Consider the following 17015-nt stretch of genomic DNA (forward strand, 5'->3'; position numbering starts at 1 on the left):
GCAGGAAACCCACCCTTGCTTTTCTTTTATTGTACTGAAATAATCATTTCATGAATTTCTGTAACGGCCGGGAACTGCTGTTCAACAAATCCTTCTAACTTCCCTTGGAATAGTGATAGATCTGGACGAACGACTTGCATTCCTGCCTCCTCAAGTGCCTCGAGGTACCCTTCTTCACCAGATAATACTTCATTCGCAACATAATCTTTTCCTTGACCATTTGCAGCTTGTAAAAGTAGGTCTTGTAATTCTTGGTCTAACCCTTCAAATTTAGAGCCACTGATTACCATAGCAATTGGCTCCCTTACGTGTTCTGTTAACACTAGGTAGTCAACTACTTCATTAAACTTAGAGTTATAAATTAAAGAAAGTGGATTTTCTTGACCATCAATGACTCCTTGTTGTAAAGAAGTGAAAACTTCACCAAACGCCATTGGAGTTGGCGCTGCTCCTAGCATTCTCCATGATTCAACGAAAACTGGGCTGTCCGGAACACGAATACGAAGTCCACTTAAATCTTCGGGTGTATTTACTTCTTCATTTACAGTAAGCATACGAGCCCCACGAGTCCAATACGAAAGCACTTGATTTCCAGTTTCCGCATTAATTCGGTTAGAAATTTCTTCTCCTACTCCACCGTTGTAAACGCTATCAAAATGAGCTTGATCTCTAAACATAAACGGCACTGTAAAAATTTGCGCAGTTTCAGAAGAACCTGATAATACACCAGCACCTCCAACCCAAATGTCAGCTGTTCCAATATTTAAACCTTCTAATAACTCTCTGTCATCACCCAGTGAACCGTTTTCATATACTTCAATAACAATTCGTCCATCCGTTAACTCTTCTACTTCCGCTTTAAACTGTTCGACCCCTTGTGCATGGATTTCTGAGTTTGGCCAAACATGTCCTAATTTAAGAACGGTTGCATCCACTTCTTCACTAGGAGCAGCATCATTATTTGTCGTATCTTCATTTCCCCCTGAAGAAGTATCTGATGATGAACAACCAACTGCAAACATAAGTGACATAGCAACAGTTAAACTTCCTAAGAACAATTTCTTCATTTTGTATCCCCCTATAAATGTTTATTTTAGATTAATCAAACCCATAAAGATGGGCTTGATTAATATTGAAAATAACTTACTTTAACATTAGTATAAAAATCTTTGTTTGTTTTACCTATTGAATACGCTCCATAACCTGACTGTTTTACACCACCGAATGGAACATGGGCTTGACTGGCTGTTCCGTGATTAACATGAACCATACCAGTTTCTACTCTTTCAACGAATTGATTTGCTAATGATAGATTGTTTGTAAAGATTGACGCTGCTAGGCCGTATTCAACATCATTTGCTACCTTTAATGCTTCCTCAAAGCTGTCTACTTCTAAAACACTTAAGACAGGACCAAATATTTCTTCTTTCGCAACCTTCATTTCTGGAGTTACGTTGGTAAATAAAGCTGGGACAATATAGTTTCCTTCTCCCATTTCACCCTCATTTAGTACTTCTCCACCAAGCGCAAGCGTTGCACCTTCTTCTTTTCCTATATTAATATAAGAAAGTGTCGTTTCTAACTGGTCTTTATTGACAAGTGGACCAATTGTTGATGACGGTTCCCATGACGGTCCTATTTTTAACGCATTCATTTGCTCTTTAATTGCCCTTACGAGTTCTTCCGCTTTATCTTTTAAAACAATTACTCTACTAATGGATGTACATCGTTGACCACTACAAGCAAAGGCTGCACCGACGATTTCTTTGGCTACGATATTTGCATCTTCATAATCAAGGACAACCGCAGGGTTCTTCCCACCAAGCTCCAATTGTGTTTTAACTAAGCGTCTAGCAGCCGTTTCATTTAATTTCGTTCCAACACCAGTTGAGCCAGTAAAACTAATTCCTTTAACTAATGGGTGGTTGATTAATGGATTCCCCACTTTTGAACCACTACCTGAAACTAGGTTAACAACTCCATTTGGAACTCCAGCTTCACTTAACAGCTCCATAATTTTAATGGATGTCCAAGGCGTTTCTGAAGCTGGCTTATAAACAACAGTACATCCATAAGCAAGCGCTGGAACAATTTTTCTGATTGGAGTTACGACTGGGAAGTTCCATGGTGCAATCGCTGCAACCACTCCTATTGGTTGATGTTTTACAGCTGCAGTCACATTACTTTTTTCACTAGGTAAAGTAGATCCTTCAATTCGGATTGCATCTCCAGCTACATTTCTTGTTTCTTTAATTGCCCTACCTACCTCGCCTCTTGCTTCTGCTAAGACTTTTCCTTGTTCTGCTGATAAAATAAACGCTAATTCTTCTAAATGATCTTGTAATAAATCAGCAAATTTTAGGAGAATAGCCGCTCGATCTGGACCTGGCACTTGAGACCATGATTGGTATGCTTGATGAGCTGCTTCTACAGCTAAGTTAACATCTTCCTCGGTAGAATAAGGAAATTGGCCTAACACAAGCTCATTTTTACCTGGACATGTTACAGGGTAGGTCTCTCCACTTAAACTCGGCTTCCACTCACCGTTAATAAAGTTATCGTAGGACTTTCCTTGTTCTTTCTCTAACCAAGCAAGAAATGTGTTTGTTGTTGCTTCCATTTATTTCTCATCTCCTTTTATTCTTGATTTGTTTTCTTTAAGAATACTTAGGCTTAAGAATACACAGGCGTTAAAGCATTTTCTCCTTTTAAAATGGAGATCGTATTATTTATCGCTAAATCGGCCATCTCTACTCTTGTTTCAATCGTTGCACTTCCTATATGTGGAGCAAGGACAACATTCTGATAGTTTAATAGTTCTGCTTCAATTGCAGGTTCGTTTTCAAATACATCAAGCCCAGCCCCAGCAATGGCTTTTGCTTTTAGAGCGTTAACTAGTGCTTTTTCATTAACTAACGGACCTCTTGACGTATTAATTAAATAAGCGGTCTTCTTCATCTGCTTTAACTCTTTTTCATCAATCAAATATTTCGTTTCAGGTGTCAACGGTGTGTGTAGCGAGAGAAAATCAGCTTGTGTTATCACTTCATTTAAACTTGCATAACTTGCACCGAGCTCTGTTTCAATGTCAGCAGTGAGGGGCCGACGGTTGTAATAAACGATATTCATCCCAAAGCCTTTTGCCCTTCTCGCAACAGCCTCACCAATTCTCCCCATTCCAATAATTCCTAATGTTTTACCATATACTGTTCTTCCAAGAAGCAGTTCAGGTGCCCAACCAACAAATTTTCCTTCTCGTGTATATGTATCACTTTCCGGAATTCTTCTCGCAACAGCAAGTAAAAGGGCCCATGTTAAATCAGCTGTTGACTCTGTTAAAACGTCAGGCGTATTCGTAACGATAATTCCGCGTTCTTGTGCTGCTTTCACATCAATGTTGTTGAAGCCCACTGCATAGTTAGAAATAACTTTTAAATGAGGAGAAGCATCCATCACCTCCGCGTCTATTTCATTAACTAATAATGAGATAATCGCATCTTTATCTACGACTGCTTGAAGAAGCTGCTCTTTTGTTAACTCTTCTTTACCTGTATGAACTTCAACTTCTGCAACTTCACGTAATCTTTTAATACCATCGCCTGGTAACTCTCTTGTTACTAAAACTTTTGGTTTCATTGGTTTCACCCCTTTTGCAAATTACATTGCCGCTCTACAGATTGCCTTCAAGTCTTCGATTGTCGGTTTTCTAGGGTTTACCGGAACGTTCCCAGATAACATCGCTTCCTCTGCAATCATTTGTAAATGTTCTTCTTTTAAACCAAAATCGGTTAATGTTTGTGTGATACCTACATCTTTGTTTAACTGACGAATCGCTGCAACTGACTGTTCAGCAGCCTCACGCTCCGTGAACCCTTCCGTATTTACACCAAAGATCGAAGCAATTTCTGCATATTTTGAAACATTACCGATAACGTTATATTCCATAACTTCAGGTAGTAAAATAGCATTTACAGTACCATGCGGAATTTTGAAATGTGCACCCAGTGGAATTGCTAGTGCATGAGCTAACCCTAAGCGCGTCGAATTGAAAGCCATAGCTGCTATTAAACTAGCAAGAAGCATATTAGATCTTGCTTCGACGTTTTCACCCTGAACAACAGCCAAACGCAGGTTTTTAGCAATCATCTTCATGGCTTGAACAGATAAACCTTCTGAAATCGGTTGAGTTGCTTTATTTACGTAAGATTCCATTGCATGTGTTAATGCATCCATTCCTGTTGCTGCTGTAATATGCGGCGGAAGTGAAATGGTTAACTCTGGATCAATTAGTGCCATATTTGGACAGTTATAGACACTTCCTACACTCACCTTTACTTTCTCCTTTTTATCTGAAAGAACCGACCAGATCGTAATTTCACTACCGGTACCCGCTGTTGTAGGAACTGCAATAACAGGTGCACTTGGATTAGGAACCATGTTAATTCCAACATAATCTTTAATATGGCCTGGGTTTGTTAACATCAGTCCAATCGCCTTCGCTGTATCTAGCGAACTTCCTCCCCCAACTCCGACTACTATGTCACAGCCATCTTGCTGAGCAATCTCTAAACCTGAGTCAACTGATTCAATGGCTGGATCAGCTTCAATTTCAGAAAAAATCGAGTAAGGGATATTGTCTGTCTTTAATGGCTCTTCTAATTTTGAAACAACACCTGCTTGTAAAACACCTGGGTCACAAACAATTAATACATTTGTTCCTCCAAATTCTTTTACAAATTCATTAAGTCTGCTAATTAATCCATTTTCAAATTCGATAACAGTTGGTATTTCATATCTAAACGCTTTATTTAGTAACATTAGTTGGATACCTCCGTATTGATATTTGCTGAAAAAGCTGCTTCAGTAAAGTCCAATCCATATTTATTGCCAATTTCAATTAGCTCTTGTACTACTTTTTCAGGTAAATCGATACCATTCTTTTGTTTTTCGAGGGTTTTTCTTAATTCAAGCTCCCCAGGAATAAAGATTTCTTCCACACCTGGCGCTTTCGGTTCACTTTTTAAATCTTTGATGTATTGATCCATTCTTGCTTTAAAATAATCAATTGGCATAAAGCTATTAATATCGATCGCAAGGAAGAAGTGTCCTACATTTTGTGGGTCTTCCCAGTTTTCATACATGTTATTGACGTACTTCCCAAAGCCTGCACCCGTAAGTACTCCCGCTAAAATGTCAATGAACATCGAAATACCATAACCCTTTGGTCCACCTAGTGGAAGGACCGAACCTTCTAATGCAGCATCTGCATCCGTTGTTGGATTACCATCTTTATCAATAGCCCATCCTTCGGGGATCGTCTCTCCTCTTTGGGACGCAACAATGATTTTTCCTCTAGCAACAACGCTTGTTGCCATATCTAATATAAACGGAACATCCGTACCTGTAGGAACACCAATAGCTAATGGATTTGTTCCTAAAAAAGGTCTTACTCCACCCGTTGGAGGCATCGTTTGTGAAGCGTTGGATAGTACTAATAAAATAAAACCTTGATCAATCGCCTTCTTTGCATAATACGCACCTGTTCCAAAGTGATTTGAATTTTTAACACCAACTACCCCAATCCCGCTTTTACTAGCTTTCTCTAATGCTGTATTTAAAGCTTCCATTCCAACGACTGATCCGAAGTTATTATTTCCATCTAAAACTGCCATGGTATCGGTTTCAGAGTGTATAAAAAAATTTGAGTCAGGCTCGATCATACCTTCTTCTATTCTTTTTAAGTAAATTGATGTTCGGACAACTCCATGTGAGTCGACTCCACGTAAGTCCGCTTCTATTAATGACTCCGCAACAATTTTGGCATTCCTTTCTGGCAGCCCAGCTGCTTTAAAAACATCTTTACAAAAGGTTTGAAGCTTTTCCCAATCATATTTAGTTGGTATCATAATTTTCACATCCTTTTTCCGCTAATAGCTTATTTACCCACGAACGATCAACAGTGCCGTTGGCAATTGACGTTAGAATTTCTTCTTCTGCTATTTGTTGTTTTTTTACTTTTTCTAGTACATTTTCCGCTTCTTCTAATGGAACTACTATTATTCCATCCTCATCCCCGACAACAATATCACCAGGTTTGATGATCATTCCACCTATAGCAATTGGAACATTGATTTCTCCAGGTCCATCTTTATAAGGACCACGGTGAGTTACACCTATTGCATATACTGGGAAAGTGTCCTCTTGAAATGCTGCTATATCTCTAATCGCTCCATTGATTACAAAGCCTGCAATGTTATTCTTTTGAGCAATTCGCAACATAATTTCACCAACTATGGCGTTCGTCAGGTCCCCCCCTGCATCGACAACAATGACATCACCAGATTTAGCCATATCAATGCCCTTATGAACCATAAGATTATCTCCTGGTCGTGTTTTAACTGTTAAAGCTGTACCGATTAACTTGCCACTTTTATGATATGGCTTTAATTCTGTTCCGACTGCATTCATTCGACTCATATTATCGCTAATATGTGGAGTTACTACATTTGAGAATGCTTCGAGTAGTTGTTGGGTTGGTCTTTTATTGATTGGTAAAACTCTAAATCCTAATTGACCCATTTGATGACGCCTCCTACTATTTATTTTGATCTATGAAGATCTTCTTTTGATTAAGTTTGGTTGTAATAAAGTAACTTGAGGTTCTTGTTTCTGCTTTGTTTTTAATAGATTAATAAGCTTTTCTGCTGCAAGTTTTCCCATTTCATAACTCGGTTGATTGACCGTTGTTAGTGGTGGATCTAAGTGCTTAGACCAAACTGTTTCATCATATCCGATTAAACTTACATCACCTGGGACTCTTAGACCTAACTCTTTAATTCCCTCAAGAATTTCTAATGTCATCATATTATTTGTTGAAAAGATTGCGTCTGGTGGATCCTGTAAAGTTAATATTTTCTTAACTTCTTCTTTTGCAACACCCTTTTTTTCCTCAACAATACAAATATGTTTTTCATTAATTAGTCGTCCATGTTTTAAAAGTGAACTTTTATATCCTTCAATTCTTTCTAGCCTTGGACTGATTCCATCTGGCGGATAAACGATAATTGCTATAGATTGCTTACCAGATTGCAAGAAATGCTCCATTGCAAGTTCAGCACCTTTAATATTATCTACTACGACTGTATCAATAGGTACATCCTCAATTTTGCGGTTTATAGCGATGATCGGATATTCTCTATCTACCAATGATTGGTATAGCAGTTTATTCTTCATTGTTGGGTTAACAATAATTCCATCAACTTGCTTTGCTTGCAGCCCCTCAATATGCTCTTGCTCAAGTATCGAATTTTCATTTGAATTACATATCATTAAGTTGTACCCATTAGAATGACATGTATCTTCTACTCCTTGTAATACACTAGACCAAAATGGATTTTGCAAATTAGAAAGAACAATTCCGATCACATTTGTTTTCATTTGTTTGAGACTTTTAGCCAACGCATTCGGTTTATAATTTAATTCATCTATAATTCTTAACACTTTCTCTTTTGTATCTTCATGTACATGTTGAAAATTCCCATTAATTATCCTTGAAACCGTAGTCTTTGAAACCCCTGCTCGTTTTGCAACTTCATCCATTGTAATTTTCATGAGAATCACACCCTGAACTTATTAAATCTTAAAATATGTAACCGTTTTCTGAAATCGGTTTCTGAAACCGATTAACTAAATGTTATCAGATTATTATATTTATTTCAATTGTTTTTTAAAATTGAATTATAAAAAGCTTCTGTAGTAAAGTACCCAACCACAGAAGCAACATTTTTTAATCAAGTTATTTATTATTTACGTTGTTTTTTAGTATATACTTTTGCAGATCAAATTAGGTGTTCACTTATACCCTCATAAATATTAAAAAATAAGATACTATCCACCCTTCAATTAGACATTTTTTATTTTCACTTCTAACTCTTGTTTTTCCTCAAGCGAAAGAAATTGCTCGGCAAGAGGAAAGAGGATGTTTTCTTCTTTCATAAAATGCTCTGATAGGATTAAATACGCTTTTGCTGCATGATCAGCAACCGATCTTATGTTAGCAACATCTGTTTCAGCCCCTATTAGAGCAGCTTGTTCTAGGAACTGCCTTAAGTGGCTTTTGGCTTGATCATGCTCATATTCCATCACTGCAATTGGTCCCGTTTCACGCCCGATGTATACTGCAACCATTTCAAAAAGAATTCCTTCCTCCCGCTCTGAGTGCGGTTCAAGTTCTGTAACAAATTGAGTGACTTGCTTATAAAGCTGTTGGAAGTTTTCGTATGTTGCTTCTGTCTCCTTTCCTTCCATGAGTTGAGTAAGTTCGTAAAAATCCTCCATCTGCCTCGTAAGTGGAATATGCTCTAACTTCAATTGCTCAAGCCCTGGACATAACTGATCCATCTCTTTAATCATCATACTACTCATGCAGCCTAAAGGTTGTGTTTTCATTTTATTGAACCTCCTTTAACTCTTTTAAAACTCTTGGAAACAGAATGTTGTTTTCAAGGTGGATATGTTCAAACAGGTCGCTTTCTAACTGTTCGAGTTTCTGATAAGTTAATTGAAACGTCATGCAAGCCCAATCTGGAGCTGTGTAGTCGTTCGTCACTTCTCGAAGTTGTTTTAGAAGGTCTCCAGCTCCCTCATGCTCACCTTCCAAGTCTCCAATTTTAGCTGTTAATTCACTCATTCGCTCCGTTGTTGGTTGTTTTTCTACAGCCTCAATTAATGGGAAAACTACATTTTCTTCGTCAATCGTATGCTGTTCAAGTTCTGTTTTTAAGTGATGAAACAGTTTATGAACTTGAGCTAACTCCGGACAATGATTTCCGTGAACACGGAAAACCTTCGTTGTGAATTGGCTCAGCTCAGGAAGGAGCGTATTTAAAAATTGATGGTGCGTAGTGATGATGTGATGAATTAATTCCTTATTCGTCATCTCATCCCATGTCACACTCGGCTTCTCTAAAGATTTAATAAAAGCACTATTTAGTTGTTCTAGTATCTCTGTGCCATTTAAATTTTTCTCTACAATCACTTCACCAATCGGACGGTTACCTCCGCAGCAAAAATCAATTTTATATTGTTTTAAAATCGTACTTGTTTCTGGTAATCGAGTAACTATCTCCCCTGTTTTCGTTGAAAAATCAAAGACAGTTTCCAAATGAATAACCCCCATTTAGGATTTTTTTGTTTTGTTCTACGATTTAAGTGTAACGAATCAAACGAGCTGATGAAGTGATGTACATCACAGAAAACAAAAAAAGCTGCCTCAAAGGTCAAATTCGAGCCTAGGAGACAGTTCTTAGGGAGATTTGCATTCATCATTTTCAATTGAACCATTTGAAACGCGGATTTATCTCTAATCAATTTGAAGTTCTTGCTTCACTAAATCTGTTGAAATGAGTAAATGTCCTTTCTCACTCATTTGTATAATGTTATTCTTCCTAAGCTTGGTCACCGTTCGGTTGACTGTCTCTCTTGTAGTACCAATCATGTTCGCTAGTTCTTGGTTGGTTAAATGAATCGTTAATTTTAAATATCCATCTTTCTGTTTTTGGCCATACATTTTAGAAAGCCTGAGAAGTAACATCAAGATTTGCTCAAATGTATTATGAAATATTTGTTCGTCGAGACGATTTTGTAAGTCGATGATCTTTTCACCCATGACCCGAAATAACTTCATACAAATATCAGGACGGGAGAGTAGTAAACGTTCAAATTCTGCAATAGGTATAACGAGTAACGTAGCCTCCTCCATCACTTCAGCATGGGCTGGATAATTCCCCGTCCGAAAAAATCCTGCATGCGGAAACATCTCTCCACTTTGTAAGATAGAAACAATCTGCTCTTTACCGCTTACATCGGTTTTAAAAATCTTGACTCTCCCTCTATGAATAAAGAAGACTCGGTCTAGCGGCTCACCTTGCATAAACAACATTTCACGTTCTTTAAACTCTCGCGGATGAGCAATCTCAATGACTGGGTCTAGCTCTTGATCAGATAACTCTTTAAATAATGTGACATTTTTTAGTAAAGTTTTCATTTCCTTTTCACTCACTGTCCATTACCCTCTTTTCTTTTTTATTCATTGTATCGAAGAGATGTTTAGTGGGACGTGAAAAATATCACTTTTTCATTATCTAGCATCTTATCTTCCTTCCTATTTATTATATCCAAGCCAAGATAGTGAATGAAATTCGTGAACGATTTGTGAAGTGTGATATTCATCACAACTCCAAAATTTTACACAATCTATCATTAAATCATTAGAAAGGAATAATCCTAAAATTACCTTGATTGGAAGAATAATAGAATAGGCTCAGTCCTTTCTACAAAAAAGATAGAAAGGAGCCAGAAGATGAAAAGCTCAATACTTACTTTTGTACTTACTTTTGCAATCGCCTTTGGAGGAGGCTATCTTGTTTTTCAACCGGAAAAAGAGGCGGAACAACAACAGCTCACCGAAACTGAACAAGATCATGTTGATGCTGAAGAAACCGTTGAAGAAATGTCAGCAACTGTTGATTCGCTGGCTGGAGAAACATTAAACAACTTTAGCTGTTTATCTTGTCATGCCGTTTCAGGATTAGGGTTAGATGGTGGAGTTACAGGACCCGACTTAACCAACTCATATCTAAATGTAGAAGGAAAGCACGGGAAACCACTAGATGAGTACTTAAAAGAACCTACTTCTGCTGTAATGAGTAGTGTTGTTAGTGGTAACCCAATGTCCGATGAAGAAATTGAAGCCATCGTTGCTATTTTGAAAGAAGCGTCTGAACAATAATTTGGGGGTGAATCGTGTGAAAAAGATCATAATTCCTGGGGTTGCAGGTTTGATTTCAGGAGTCTTAGCTGCAACTGTGTTTTTTGCCGACTTTAATACAACAAACTCAACAACAACATCAGCAAATGTAAAAAGTAAAGCCGAACAAGTATATGTACCTCACGGGGAATTAGATGAGTATTACCTATTTAATTCCGGTGGACACTCCGGACAGCTATTTATTTACGGTGTTCCATCTATGCGCCATATTCGGACAGTCCCTGTCTTTACACCAGATCCTGCGACAGGATATGGCTTTGATGACTATACACGTGAAATGCTAGGCGACTATACTTGGGGCGATCTCCACCACCCTGCCTTTTCCGAGACAGATGGTGATTATGACGGAAAGTTTCTTTTTGCTACCGATGTAGCAAATAACCGCGTAGCTGCCCTTGACTTAGCTGATTTCCACACGGTCGATATGTTAAAAGTACCAAATAGCGGTGGACCACATTGTGCTGCATTCGTTACAGAAAACACTGAATACTTATTCTTACCAACACGCTTTGCTGTTCCGATGGGGAATGAATTTGCTTCACTTGATGAATACAGTGAAACGTATCGTGGAGTCATGTCTGCTGTGACTTTTGATGAAGAAGAACAAAAATTAGATATTGCTTATCAAGTCTCCCTCCCCCCTTGGTCTTATGATAAGGCAAGAGCGGGTAAAGGGCTTTCTGGTAAATGGGCCGTTATTACAACGTATAACACAGAAGAAGCAACAACAAATTTAGAAATTAACGCTTCTCAAGCGGACCGTGATTACATTGTTTTGTTTAATTGGGAGGAATTAGAACAGAAAATTGAAAACGGAGAATATGAGGAATTTGATGGGCAAAAAATGATTTATCCTGAAAAGCATAAAGGTGGCATTTATTTAGTTCCTGTAGCCAAATCTCCTCATGGTGTTGACGTAAGTCCAGATGGGAAGTACTTTGTCGCTTCTGGTAAACTAGCACCTGCAATGACCGTATTTTCATTTGAAAAAGCCTTTGAAGCTATTGCCAATGAAGATTTCTCTAGTGAAAGAAATGGTATTCCGGTCTTAAATTATGAGTCTGTCATGGAACGTGAAGTTGACCCTCCAGGAGCTCTTGGACCACTTCACACTCAATTTGATGATAAAGGATATGCTTACACTACCATGTTTATTTCTTCTGAAGTTGTAAAATGGGACTATGAAACGGGAGAAGTCGTAGATCGACACGATGTCTATTATTCACCGGGTCACTTAGTAACAGCTCACGGTGATACAGCAAAACCACGTGGTGATTACTTAGTTTCCTTAAACAAAATTGCAAAAGACAACTATTTATCGGTTGGACCTTCGCATCCAGAATCAATGGATTTATTCAATATTAATGGGGAGAAGATGGTTCACTTATCATCTACACCTGTTAACCCTGAACCACACTATGGGCAAATGATTCATCGCGATGTGATCAACACCTTCCATGTATACGAGCAAGATGAAAACAATCCATATGCTGTATATGACCAAAAGAATACTCGTATTGAACGAGATGGAGATCACGTTTCTGTTTACGGTATTTCAATGCGTTCGAAATTTATCTTTGATGCAGCTGCAGACCGTCCTGATGTCATCGAGGTAAACGAAGGTGATACAGTCACCCTTCATATTACAAACACGGACTTTGATCAAGATATCGTTCACGGACTTGGTATTATGGACTATAACTTGAACTTTGAACAAATGCCTGGTCAAACGAAATCACTCACATTTGTCGCCGATAAACCAGGCGTATTCCCGATTTATTGCACAAACTTCTGTTCAGCACTACACCAAGAAATGACTGGATACCTACTAGTCAAACCTAAGGAATAATAGGCGAAAGGGAAAGGGTATTGTAGCATTACCCTTTCCACTTCTTTTAGTGAGGTGAACTTTATGAGTACTAAACTATCTTTACCCTCCGTTGTTAGTTTACTAATAGCTGCCGGATGTATCGTTATCTCAATCTTTTTACCTTGGTGGGGAATGAAATTTTACGCTCCCCAATATCAAGAAGGGTTAAATATCCTGGTCTACCCTTACAAATTAGTTGGTGAAATTCAGATTATCAATAGCCTCAATCACTATATTGGCATGGCCAACTTTAGTGAATCGACTTTTCCAGAGTTGCAGTATTTACCTTATATCATAGGTGGATTAGCGGTGTTTACCGTCATTGTCGCATTATTACAGAATAAAAAGTGGCTTTATGGCCTTATTAGTCTCTTCCTAGCTTTTGGTGCTTATGGACTCTATCATCTTCAACAAACATTAACGAAGTTCGGAACTGAGCTAGACCCCAAAGCACCGATCACGATTGACCCGTTTGTTCCTCCAGTCATTGGAGAAAACACGTTAGCTAATTTTGTAACGCATAGTTCCTTTAGTTTTGGGTCTTATTTAATTGGTTTTGCCTTTTTACTCATCTTGTATCCTCTTTGGAAGGAGAGAAAGTAATGGTAAAAAAAGTGGCTTTGTTCCTGCTCTTATTTTCTGTCATCGGACATACTTTCACATTTGCCCAAGATGACCTGCAGAAAGTAATTGAGAGTGCTCCAGAACATGGCGTTATCGAACTAGCTGATCAAATCTACCATGGAAACATCGTCATTACAAAGCCACTTACCCTTATTGGCTCAAAAGAAACGGTGATTCGCGGTGACGGTACAGGAAACGTGATTTCGATTATGGCAGAAAATGTTCAAATTGAAAATGTGTCGGTTCAAAATAGTAGCTTCTCCTTAAATTCAGAAGAAGAGTTTGCAGCAATAAAAGTTCATTCCGACCATAATGTTTTGAAAAATATAACGATTACCGATGCCTACCACGGTGTCTATCTTAGCCAAGCTCACGATAATCTCATTGAAACTGTATTTGTGAACGGTCAAGGGAATAACGCGATCCACGGGCAAGGTAATGGAATTCACGTCTCGTATTCGAACCGCAACCAATTTATCGATAATATCGTCACAGGGACAAGAGATGGGCTGTTCTTTGATTACTCGAATCAAAACGAGGTGAAAAATAACAAATTAACCCATACAAGGTACGGATTACATTTCATGTATTCGGATGACAACCAATTTATGAACAATCAGTTTAGTTTTAATACTGGTGGCGCTGCCATTATGAACTCGAGAAATAATCTGATCGCAAATAACGAATTTTCATTAAACCAAAGCACTCGTTCATTTGGTCTACTTCTACAATCAGCCAACGATAATGTCATTACAGAAAATGAGTTTTTCCAAAACCAACGCGCGTTCTTTATTGATCAGTCGCAAAATAACCGCATTGAAAAAAATAATATTATACAAAATCAAATTGGTGTGGAACTTTGGGCAAGTTCAAAGAACCAAACCTTTACCGAAAATTCCTTTTTGAAAAATGTCGCCTCCGTTATTACCGTCGGCGGAGTACCGGAAACGAACTGGAGTGAACATCATCGCGGAAATAATTGGGGTCCTAATATGCCATTACTCGATTTAGATCAAAACGGAATCGGGGATACTCCATTGAAATATAGCTCGTCTCTTTACCGTCTAATTCAAGAAAATGAACTCGTCTACCTTTTTTTAAATAGCCCGACGATTTCTGTATACGAAAAGATGAATCAATTAATCCATAAAGATGAAGTGATGGTTGTCGATGAACATCCGTTAATACAGCAGGATACGAGCCTTCAACTAGCTTGGGTTACCGCTCCTTTAATACTCCTATGGATTGCACTGTACTCGAAAAGGAGGACAAACAAATGATGATGTATTTGGCAAAAGAGTGGAAAGAGCTATCACGAGCAAAAGGTCTTTGGTTAGCTCTTGGAATCGTGATAATCTTATCTGTTTTTTTACTATTGGAAGCTCGAAGTTTTCCGATCGAACATGGATTTCAAGTCTTTTTACTATCTCTTTATGAAATGCAAATTTACTTAATTCCTTTATTAAGTTTGTTTTTAGCCTCATTTACGATTATGCAAGAGAAAGAACTGAAGACGTTAATGATCCTCATGACGAAAAAAGAGTCGTACCGTAGTTTTCTTTTAAAGAAAAGTTTTGCTATACACGGGATAACGTTAGGTGTTTTTATTAGTTGGTACATTATCTTTGCTATACCTATGAAACTATTTTTATCTTTTAATAGCATCGATTTTCTCTACTTCTTAATTTCGATTTCTGCCTTATTACTAATTTTTAACCAAATTGGATTTCTCATGGGAAGTCTTTGCAACACCCGCATGCAACTAGTTGGTGCCAATACATTCATCTGGTTTTTCTTCATATTTTTAGTTGACCTAATTTTTCTTTATGCCTTACCTTATGTCACGTATTCCAACGTAACCATCTTTTCTGTTTTTTACTTTCTGGATCCTCTTCATACGCTAAATTTTTTCTTGGAAACTTCATTGGGAGTCTTTTCATTAGAGTACATGTCTCGTTTGATGGAAAAAGTGGTCTGGATGTCGCCATCACTTTTCTTCATCAGCAACCTCATCATTTGGATGGTCGTATCCTTTGAACTAGCCGTCTTTTTACGAAATAAGGGGGACAGACAATGATTACAGTAGAGCAAGTAACCCATAGCTACAAACAAACAAAAATTTTGGAGGATATTAGTTTCAATGTCCAACAAAATGAACTCTGTGCCTTAGTCGGTCGAAATGGAGCAGGTAAATCAACGTTAATTCATATCATTCTCGGTCTTCTACCTATGAAACAAGGTAAAGTCCATCTCGGAGGGATCTCTAATAAAAAAACCGGATGGAAGAAGAAGGTCGCTTACTTACCAGAAAAGTTTCAGTTGTACCCACAATTAACAGGTGAGGAAAATATGTATTTCTTTGCTTCCCTAGCAGAAAAGGAACTCGATGAACAGAGAGTTACGGCTGTGTTACAGCAAGTCAACTTACTTGAAGCACGAACACTGCCCGTAAAAAGCTATTCTAAAGGAATGCTTCAACGTTTAGGATTAGGCCTTATGCTTTATTACGATACTGAGATCTTAATTTTGGATGAACCGACGAGCGGCCTTGATCCAATGGGACGAGAAGAAATTCTTCAAATTTTAAAATCCTTACAGAATAAAACGATATTATTATCTTCTCACCATATGGATGAAATCAGACAAATTTGCTCGCACATTGCTTACTTAGAGGATAAAAATATTACGAAGTATACCGTTGAAGAGTTTTCAAATCACATGCCTTTTGGAGGGAACACAAAATGATAAAATTATTCGGATTACTCCTTCTCCTCTTATTCTTTACCGGATGTAGCTCAACTGCAAGTTCAGGAATTGAGACTATTATTGAATATGAACCTCAGCATGAAGAGGATATTCTCAAAATTTATATATCTGACAATGGAGACCCACTTACAGGACTCGTTATCACGGGAGTCTTTGAGATGGTACGAATGGATCATGGGGTCATTGAACACAAATTTACAGAAATTGACAAAGGGGTTTATGAAGTAAATTTACATTTACCGATGGCTGGGGAATGGCTCTCACAACTGACGATGTCTAATGGTGTACAAACCTTTGAACATTTATTAACGTTTGAAATTCCATCCGAAACGGCACATAAAGAAAGTCCTCACCCCCCTGAACAAAACATAGAAGGAGTTATATCGACGATTAATGGCGAAGAGATATTAGGAGAAGATCTCGAATTTTACCACTTTATAAATGTCTTACAAATCGCTCTTTACCGTAAAAATGACCAAGAACGGTATGAAGGAAAAGAATTAGATGAAGCCTTAAAATTTTGGGATGCCCAAGAAATAGAAGCTGGAAATGTCAATACATTGTTGACACAAATTATTCGACTTCGCGCTGTTGCCCTTTTAGCAATTGAAAAAGGACATCTCACGACCCAAGAAGAAGTGGATCTTGAAATCGCCAAGGTAAAAGATGAATTGACCAATGAACCTGTTGCCATTGAACTCATTCAACAATACGGTGAAGACCGATTTTGGGAGAAGCAACAAAATCAGTACCAACTCATCGTTTTGTCGCAGAAGGTCCAACAAGATATGATTGATAAAGTGAGAGACGAGCAGCCGACTGCAGTCGATGCAGAAATAAACTATTTAGCTCATCAAGAATACGAAGAACTACTCACTTCACAAATCGAGTCGCTAGATATCCAAATCTACTTGCAATAAGGTCGTA

At 38.0% G+C, this 17015-nt stretch carries 17 protein-coding genes; 7 read left to right on the forward strand and 10 right to left on the reverse strand.

Translation table 11 applies throughout. The annotated features are described in order from the left end of the window. Positions 1-26: 26 nt before the first annotated feature. The 10 genes from AC2VNP_RS01115 to AC2VNP_RS01160 form a co-directional block, all read right to left on the reverse strand. The gene (locus AC2VNP_RS01115; protein ID WP_486915304.1) at positions 27-1067 is read right to left on the reverse strand and encodes a TRAP transporter substrate-binding protein; all 1041 of its coding nucleotides are present in this window, start codon (positions 1065-1067) and stop codon (positions 27-29) included. A gap of 59 nt (positions 1068-1126) precedes the next feature. Further along, a complete protein-coding gene (locus AC2VNP_RS01120) occupies positions 1127-2620 on the reverse strand; it encodes an aldehyde dehydrogenase family protein (protein WP_486915306.1) in 1494 nt (497 codons plus the stop codon). Positions 2621-2673: 53 nt separating this feature from the next. Continuing rightward, complete coding sequence (locus AC2VNP_RS01125; protein WP_486915308.1) at positions 2674-3636, reverse strand: 2-hydroxyacid dehydrogenase; 963 nt, start codon at positions 3634-3636, stop codon at positions 2674-2676. A 21-nt stretch (positions 3637-3657) separates the two neighbouring features. Beyond that, positions 3658-4818: an iron-containing alcohol dehydrogenase gene (locus AC2VNP_RS01130; RefSeq protein WP_486915310.1), complete on the reverse strand. Its 1161-nt coding sequence runs from the start codon at positions 4816-4818 to the stop codon at positions 3658-3660. Then, a complete protein-coding gene (locus AC2VNP_RS01135) occupies positions 4818-5906 on the reverse strand; it encodes an Ldh family oxidoreductase (protein ID WP_486915312.1) in 1089 nt (362 codons plus the stop codon). Before AC2VNP_RS01135 ends, AC2VNP_RS01130 begins: the two co-directional genes overlap by 1 nt. Further along, the gene (locus AC2VNP_RS01140; RefSeq protein WP_486915314.1) at positions 5893-6579 is read right to left on the reverse strand and encodes an RraA family protein; all 687 of its coding nucleotides are present in this window, start codon (positions 6577-6579) and stop codon (positions 5893-5895) included. Before AC2VNP_RS01140 ends, AC2VNP_RS01135 begins: the two co-directional genes overlap by 14 nt. Positions 6580-6609: 30 nt before the next feature. Then, a complete protein-coding gene (locus AC2VNP_RS01145) occupies positions 6610-7611 on the reverse strand; it encodes a LacI family DNA-binding transcriptional regulator (protein ID WP_486915316.1) in 1002 nt (333 codons plus the stop codon). Positions 7612-7902: 291 nt separating this feature from the next. Beyond that, positions 7903-8448, reverse strand: coding sequence for a hemerythrin domain-containing protein (locus AC2VNP_RS01150; RefSeq protein WP_486915318.1), 546 nt, complete (start codon positions 8446-8448; stop codon positions 7903-7905). Position 8449: 1 nt separating this feature from the next. Further along, a complete protein-coding gene (gene ric, locus AC2VNP_RS01155; RefSeq protein WP_486915320.1) occupies positions 8450-9163 on the reverse strand; it encodes an iron-sulfur cluster repair di-iron protein in 714 nt (237 codons plus the stop codon). A 198-nt stretch (positions 9164-9361) separates the two neighbouring features. After that, positions 9362-10045 carry a Crp/Fnr family transcriptional regulator gene (locus AC2VNP_RS01160; RefSeq protein ID WP_486915436.1) on the reverse strand — a complete coding sequence of 228 codons (684 nt, stop codon included), beginning with the start codon at positions 10043-10045 and terminating at the stop codon, positions 9362-9364. 315 nt (positions 10046-10360) lie between these two features. Here AC2VNP_RS01160 and AC2VNP_RS01165 point away from each other — a divergent pair, with 315 nt between their 5' ends. From AC2VNP_RS01165 to AC2VNP_RS01195, 7 genes are all read left to right on the forward strand, one after another. Beyond that, the gene (locus AC2VNP_RS01165; protein ID WP_486915321.1) at positions 10361-10789 is read left to right on the forward strand and encodes a c-type cytochrome; all 429 of its coding nucleotides are present in this window, start codon (positions 10361-10363) and stop codon (positions 10787-10789) included. 16 nt (positions 10790-10805) lie between these two features. Beyond that, positions 10806-12677 (forward strand): Sec-dependent nitrous-oxide reductase, encoded by a 1872-nt coding sequence (gene nosZ / locus AC2VNP_RS01170; protein ID WP_486915323.1) that lies wholly within the window; start codon positions 10806-10808, stop codon positions 12675-12677. Positions 12678-12740: 63 nt separating this feature from the next. Further along, a complete protein-coding gene (locus AC2VNP_RS01175; RefSeq protein WP_486915325.1) occupies positions 12741-13301 on the forward strand; it encodes a hypothetical protein in 561 nt (186 codons plus the stop codon). Then, positions 13301-14602, forward strand: a complete 1302-nt coding sequence (gene nosD / locus AC2VNP_RS01180) for a nitrous oxide reductase family maturation protein NosD (RefSeq protein ID WP_486915327.1) — start codon at positions 13301-13303, stop codon at positions 14600-14602. Before AC2VNP_RS01175 ends, nosD begins: the two co-directional genes overlap by 1 nt. Next, positions 14599-15399 (forward strand): copper ABC transporter permease, encoded by an 801-nt coding sequence (locus AC2VNP_RS01185; protein WP_486915329.1) that lies wholly within the window; start codon positions 14599-14601, stop codon positions 15397-15399. The genes nosD and AC2VNP_RS01185 overlap by 4 nt, the downstream gene beginning before the upstream one ends. Continuing rightward, positions 15396-16067, forward strand: coding sequence for an ABC transporter ATP-binding protein (locus tag AC2VNP_RS01190; RefSeq protein WP_486915330.1), 672 nt, complete (start codon positions 15396-15398; stop codon positions 16065-16067). Before AC2VNP_RS01185 ends, AC2VNP_RS01190 begins: the two co-directional genes overlap by 4 nt. Next, entirely contained in the window at positions 16064-17008 is a 945-nt protein-coding gene (locus tag AC2VNP_RS01195) for a FixH family protein (RefSeq protein WP_486915332.1), read from the forward strand. The genes AC2VNP_RS01190 and AC2VNP_RS01195 overlap by 4 nt, the downstream gene beginning before the upstream one ends. Positions 17009-17015: the final 7 nt, after the last annotated feature.

It is taken from the genome of Alkalihalobacterium sp. TH-98 (assembly GCF_057473385.1).